Source organism: Moorena sp. SIO4A5, assembly GCF_010672005.1.
In the GTDB taxonomy this organism is placed as follows: domain Bacteria; phylum Cyanobacteriota; class Cyanobacteriia; order Cyanobacteriales; family Coleofasciculaceae; genus Moorena.
The window spans coordinates 1-6007 of the sequence record NZ_JAAHHZ010000284.1 but is presented as its reverse complement, the minus strand read 5'-3'; the positions used below and the strand labels follow the sequence as shown (position 1 = coordinate 6007).

6 protein-coding genes and 1 pseudogene are annotated in these 6007 nt (G+C 46.5%); 3 read left to right on the top strand and 4 right to left on the bottom strand.

Annotation, left to right across the window (positions count from 1 at the left end; all coding sequences use genetic code 11):
- From F6K57_RS35075 to F6K57_RS35060, 4 genes and pseudogenes are all read right to left on the bottom strand, one after another.
- Nucleotides 1-231, bottom strand: a pseudogene (locus F6K57_RS35075) (hypothetical protein); the annotation flags it as partial.
- A gap of 216 nt (nucleotides 232-447) precedes the next feature.
- Nucleotides 448-1524, bottom strand: coding sequence for an MraY family glycosyltransferase (locus F6K57_RS35070; protein WP_293072603.1), 1077 nt, complete (start codon nucleotides 1522-1524; stop codon nucleotides 448-450).
- A 41-nt stretch (nucleotides 1525-1565) separates the two neighbouring features.
- A complete protein-coding gene (locus F6K57_RS35065; protein WP_293072601.1) occupies nucleotides 1566-1943 on the bottom strand; it encodes a hypothetical protein in 378 nt (125 codons plus the stop codon).
- 75 nt (nucleotides 1944-2018) lie between these two features.
- On the bottom strand, nucleotides 2019-3488 hold the full coding sequence (locus F6K57_RS35060; RefSeq protein WP_293072599.1) for a hypothetical protein: 1470 nt from the start codon (nucleotides 3486-3488) through the stop codon (nucleotides 2019-2021).
- A gap of 1362 nt (nucleotides 3489-4850) precedes the next feature.
- On the opposite strand from F6K57_RS35060, the gene F6K57_RS35055 reads away from it, so the two are divergent.
- From F6K57_RS35055 to F6K57_RS35045, 3 genes are all read left to right on the top strand, one after another.
- Nucleotides 4851-5009 carry a hypothetical protein gene (locus tag F6K57_RS35055; protein ID WP_293072597.1) on the top strand — a complete coding sequence of 53 codons (159 nt, stop codon included), beginning with the start codon at nucleotides 4851-4853 and terminating at the stop codon, nucleotides 5007-5009.
- A 53-nt stretch (nucleotides 5010-5062) separates the two neighbouring features.
- Nucleotides 5063-5368 carry a hypothetical protein gene (locus tag F6K57_RS35050; protein ID WP_293072595.1) on the top strand — a complete coding sequence of 102 codons (306 nt, stop codon included), beginning with the start codon at nucleotides 5063-5065 and terminating at the stop codon, nucleotides 5366-5368.
- A 4-nt stretch (nucleotides 5369-5372) separates the two neighbouring features.
- Nucleotides 5373-6007: hypothetical protein (locus F6K57_RS35045; RefSeq protein WP_293072593.1), on the top strand; the 635-nt coding region annotated here is incomplete at its 3' end.

The following is a 6007-nucleotide window of genomic DNA, read 5'->3' as shown; positions in this document are numbered from 1 at the left end:
GAATTGGGAATAGGGAATCGGGAATCGGGAATCGGGAATCGGGAATCGGGAATCGGGAATCGGGAGTCGGGAATCGGGAATCGGGAATCGGGAATCGGGAATCGGGAGTCGGGAGTCGGGAATCGGGAGTCGGGAGTCGGGAACAGGGAGTAGGAAGCGAGGTATTGCAGGTGTGGGGAGGGGGCGCGCGGAGATGGCGCGCGGAGTATGGGGAGATGGCCAGATGGCCATCTCCCCAGCCACGTTTACAATTCAGATGTAATAAGATCTGTAGCAATTCTCGTACTGATCAGGTACAAATAATTTTTTCCCGACTCCCGCCTTCTCAGCGCTATTCCCTCCTTATTAAGACTCCTTCCTTCTCAGCGCTATTCCCCCCTTACTAAGGGGGGTTAGGGGGGATCCCCACCCCCTGCTCCCTGCTCCCTGCTCCCTGCTCCCTGCTCCCTACTCCCTACTCCCCACTCCCTCTTTCATTGAAGAGCCATCAACAGACTCCCATGCTCTCCAAATTACCAATCCCAGTAAAATCGTTGTACTACCGACAATTACCGGACTGTGAGGAAACTCAACACAGACTAAAGTTAAACTGCCAACCCATAAGGTCAGGGCGTAAATCAGTAACACCGTTAGTCGATGAGACAAACCTGCTTTTAATAAACGATGATGGAGATGCCGTTGATCCGCCTGGAACGGTGAGCTACCGTTATATAATCTCAGGGTAATCACCGCAGACATATCTAAAAGGGGTACAGCCAAGACCAGCAAAGGTAAGAGCACTGTGGTAGCCACTGCCGCCTTCACCAATCCCATCACACTTAGGCTAGCGATGGTGAAACCGATGAAGTAGGAGCCACCATCTCCCATAAAAATTTGGGCTGGATTGAAGTTATAGTACAAAAATCCTAATAAACTCCCCACTAATGCCGCGCTAATTAGTGCGGCCTCGGTTTCCCCCATGAACAAACTGAGGAGAAAAATCATCACCCCAGCAAGACCAGCCACTCCTGAAGCCAAGCCATCCAGTCCATCAATCCAATTTATGGCGTTGACAACCCCTGTTAGCCAAAAGACCGTAAGGGGTAAGCTCAGCCATCCTAAGTCGATTATTCCCATTCCTGGAAGACTAACAACGCTAATCTCCAGCCCCATTTCCCAAGCGACACTAGCCACTGCCGCTTGCAGTAACAAGCGCGTTAAGGGCGATAAAGTCACCAAATCGTCGGTGACGCCAATCAAGAAAAAGCAGAAACTGCCGAGAACAACTGCCCAAACCTCTGAAGAAACGCCAGGGGGAAAATCAGCCAACCCTCCTAGACTCCATACTAAAAACAGAGCCAGTAAGGTGCCAGCAGCAATAGAAATTCCCCCTAAACGCACCATTGGTTGTCGATGCACTTTACGCTCGGCTGGTAAATCCGTGTACTGATACTTGATGGCAGCCGCTTTAACTATCGGAATAGTATTCAAAACAATTAAAGCGGCAACAATGAAGGCAACTACATAATATCCAGAGGAAACCATGGTGCAATGGCGTAAAAATTACCAGCTCTAAGAACTAAGATTTAGTAATTTACGTTCGGTGGCTCGGGAAGGCCTTCGACAACCTGAGCAGCTTCGGTTAGTAAGTTGCCCATCTCTGGACAATTAGACGCCGCACAAGCTTCTATCTCCCCGAAAAGCCGTTGAGCATTGTCGTAAAAATGAGTATACTCGTGGACTCCTTTTTCAACTCCTTGGCGGATTTGCTCGCGGATTTGCTTGCGAATGCTAAACTTGATAATGCGTGCGATTAGACCTGTATTGTCTGACGCATTCGTCCCGGTAGAATCTGAATTATTATGTTGAGCCTGGGCAGGCAAAACTGAAGTGGATGCCACCGCCAAAGCAGTGATTGCCACAACGCTGGCAGTTTTAGTTTTAATTGAGGGCATGAGTTTCATGATTTACCTCTGTGAATTTACCTCGGTGTAACCTGTTAGCTTGCCTTAACGGCAGTTGAGACCTAAACCGGAATTTTAGAAGATCAGATCCAACAGAGAGATCACATCCCCTACTGAGCCACCAACACCCACAACAAAACGGGCTCCGTCCCCTGCACCAACAATATCTCTTACGGCGGGAGTAATTGTCAGAGGGATATTTTTAAACGGGACGATGGATGCACCGATGGCTAAATCTTGTCCCGTCCACTCCGTAATTAAACTTACCCACGGGAGCACTCCCACACCTACAGTACCAAAGACACCAATACCGTTTTCCTGATTATTAATCTGTTCTTCACTGCGAAACCGACCTGTACCAGCCCCGACAGTGACTACTGCCAGACCAAAAGGGTCACGAGGGTCAGGTCTGAGGGGAAGCACCTTGGTCACTGCTCCGTAGTAGGTATTCTCGAAATCATTAAATTCAGTTGGACTACCTTCTGGTAATCGTCCCACGTTAATGATTCCTTCTCCTCCTAAAGCAACAGCCCATCCCGGATCAAATTGAGTGTGTATTTTGGCATTAACACCTCCACTCCCAAAGGGTCGGCTACCACCAAAACTAGCCACTGTATAGGACAACTGTACTCCCACTGAGTCGGTCGCATCCCCAAGACCAAAGCCAAATCCTAAGGTTCCATCCATACCACCTCCGAGCAAACCACCGCTACCACCGCTATAGCGCGTACGAGATTGAAAACTAAACCCTACAAAACCGTTGTACTTGTCAGCCCCAAATCCGGAGGGATTGGAAAGGCTAAACCCCGGAGAAACTGAAGGGAGCTTTTCTAACTCAGCCGCTACTTGGTAAGACTCTAGTTTTTCTCTGTACTCGCGAAGTTTCTCTTGAATTGATTGCGGAATTGGAGAAGGGTTTGGAGATTCAGAGGAGTCAGTGGTGTCACTAGCGTCACTACCGTCACTAGATTGAGACACTAGTGTGCTCGATACTGGCTGATACGATGTATAGGATGATCCATAGCCTGGAGTAACCTGAGTACCACTGGTTCTAGAATTTCCAGTCAAGGCTGAAGTAGACCCTAACCATGAACTAGAAAAACCGTTTTTAGTAGAGGTTAATCTTCCTGGAGTTATACCAGTTTCAGTGGTTACCTTGGGAACTGAGTTAACTGGATAGTTAACTGGATAATTAACTGGATAATTAACGTGATTACCAGCAGCTCCTAACACTGGAGTAGCGACCTTAGAGATGGCACCGAGGTGGTGAACTGGTTCTGGACTAGTTTTAATCTCACGGTTAGTAGTACTGAGCCCCACAGGAGTTGCTCCCAGCAGTACCTTTACCGATGGACTCTTAACAGTAGGATTAACAGTAGAAACAGAGGTTCCTAAATCCTTGTAGTTAGAGTATGAATTATAGGCAGCGCGGTCTTGGGGGTTTCCCCCATGAGCGACTGCCGCAGTTGCTGGAGCTTGACCCCCAATAAACCAGGGAGTTAACACCGAAAAACTGTAGGTTGCAAGCTTGGAAATGTGAATCATGCCTTAAGCTGACTCTGAAGTTGAGTGTCAGTCCGTAACGTTTGAATAATATAGGTGTGGTGTAGCGTACTCCCAGAAAAATGATGCAGGAATTAACGTAAGATGCACTCAAAACCTGTTAATAACTCGGAGCCAATTAGTTAGTGACTCTAGCAAGAGTTTTTCTCTTATTAGCTGATCAATAATCAACTCGATTTAGTTCTCGTATCACTTCTACTAACCTTGAATATAACATCAGGAATAATTTCATTTTTGTATTTATTTAATTTCAAAATATTTTTTAAAAAGTTATTATTATTGATGGAATTAATATATGTTTAATTTATAAATTAGTGGAGGTAAAAATTACTTAATTTTAGGGAGTAGGGAGTAGGGAGTCAGGAGTCAGGAGTCGGGGTAACAAACTTGAATATATCTCATAAGTATGGAAAACACTATATTTATTTGAACGCTATCAAATAAAAAAAAGGGAGTAGGGAGTAGGGACTAAGGCCGTAGGCCACGCTTTAGGGCTTTGCCCAACCCTGCGCGTTAGCCTAGCGTGGCCTACGGCCAAACGCCAACGGAGCAGGAATGCATCGCTCTAGCATGCATGCCTTTTGCCTTTTGCCTTAAAAAAATCAGCAATTTCGCTTACTCGTCATGAAAATTGCTATACAGCGTTTTTCATAACTATTAGGTTCGCTTGACCCATTCGGAGGCGATTAGTTAGTGACTGTAGGAATAACGTTTATTCTCTTACAGCGTTTTTCCTAACTATTAGATGCCCTTGACCTTGGCGAATTTAATTCGCCACAAGTCGCACCTGAGGTAAACAGAATTTTTCCCTATTCCCTATTCCCTATTCCCTGTTCCCTGCTCCCTATTCCCTGTTCCCTACTCCCTACTCCCTATTCCCTACTCCCTACTCCCTATTCCCTATTCCCTACTTCAGAAGAATCCTGTAGGGAATAATCCTGATAACTACCCCAAGACCAGTATTAAGGATAGAGGTCTATTAACTTAGTCTATTAAGTTAGTTCCCTGTCGGGGGGTTTTAGGGACTGAGGCCGTGGGCCACGCTGCGCGAACGCTAACGGATCAGCAAAGAAGTAAAAAATCGGTGTGTGTACCTGATTAATACGAGAATTGCTATATAAGTAGTAACTATAAGCTGATCGGCATTTAAATTGGTTATTCCCCATTCCCTGTTGCCTGTTTCCTTTGACAAATTTAGGTATCCTAATCTAAATGGTGAACAGCTTAAAGTAACTATAAAGTAACTATAAAGTAACTATAAAGTAACTATAAATAGTGTTGAATGTTCAAAAACTATTGGTAACAGTTCAACATTAGACCTCTTGCAAAAGTAGTTTTCTGATAGTGTTTGTCTCAATTATTGTCCACTGTTCCCATATCCGCTGTTCCCTGTTCCCGACAACTGCCGCGAAGTCTATTATTGCTAAGACAAAACTAACAGCTGCATCTCCTAAAAGCTCTTTGACCTGGTGGGTGGAACGGGCATCTTTTAGGTACCCTTGACCCATTAAGAATTAAATTCGCGTAGCGGTGCGCGCCTCCAAGGGCGCGAGGGATTGCTCGCGCCCTTGGGTCGCACCTTTCGGCAAAGCCGATGCGGGGTGCGTTCGGGTCGCACCTGTGGAACGGGCATCTTGGTGGAACGGGCATCTTGGTGGAACGGGCATCTTGGTGGAACAGGCATCTTGGTGGAACGGGCATCTTGGTGGAACAGGCATCTTGGTGGAACGGGCATCTTGCCCGTATCCTCCCTCGGGGGGCTGTCCCGATTCCCGACTCCCGATTCCCGATTCCCGATTCCCGACTCCCGACTCCCTACTCCCTACTCCCTATATTGGAATTTGTTGAAATCCATCAAATAATCCCATGTTTAAAGCCTTAGTACTGATTCCCGTGTCAGCCGCCGCTAGCTATTGTATAGGGTATGGGCTGAGTAATAATTGGAATTACAACGATCATCCTATTATCCAACTGATTTCTGCTGATCAATCAACAAAGGTCAGTTTATTAAATCTCGGAAATCTCGGCAATCTCGGAAAAAACGATACCAATCCCCAAGAGTCACAAACCATTAGTAGACCACAACGGTTTCCTAAGGGAGAGTTTTCCCTGACTCCATCTCAGTTAGACCTAGGTAAGTCCCAGGCAACCCCACCAGCCCTTAGCAGACAAAGCCTGAGCCAACAAACCGTTGCAACGATTAAACCACCCCCCCTGCCTCCACCCCTTCCTAGGGTAACGGTTAGTCCGGCAGATATCGTTAAAACAGTACCGATTAAAACACTACCCATTAAAACACTACCGATAGAGCGAATTGTGGCTCGCTCCCTTGGCAGTGATTTGATCAAAATGCCATGGGAAACCGTGGAGCCAGCTCCAGTGAAGGTACCCAAAAAACCGCCAGCTGAGATGATTGCCAGCATCCCTAAGGTGAAGCAACCAAGCAAATCAAAGGTGCTAGCAAAGGCCAACACTACCAATCGACCTGTTATGAAATTAAC

Coding starts and splice junctions, on each gene's coding strand:
- F6K57_RS35070 (WP_293072603.1), bottom strand. CDS start 1,524: ATGGTTTCCTCTGGATATTATGTAGTTGCCTTCATTGTTGCCGCTTTA.
- F6K57_RS35065 (WP_293072601.1), bottom strand. CDS start 1,943: ATGAAACTCATGCCCTCAATTAAAACTAAAACTGCCAGCGTTGTGGCA.
- F6K57_RS35060 (WP_293072599.1), bottom strand. CDS start 3,488: ATGATTCACATTTCCAAGCTTGCAACCTACAGTTTTTCGGTGTTAACT.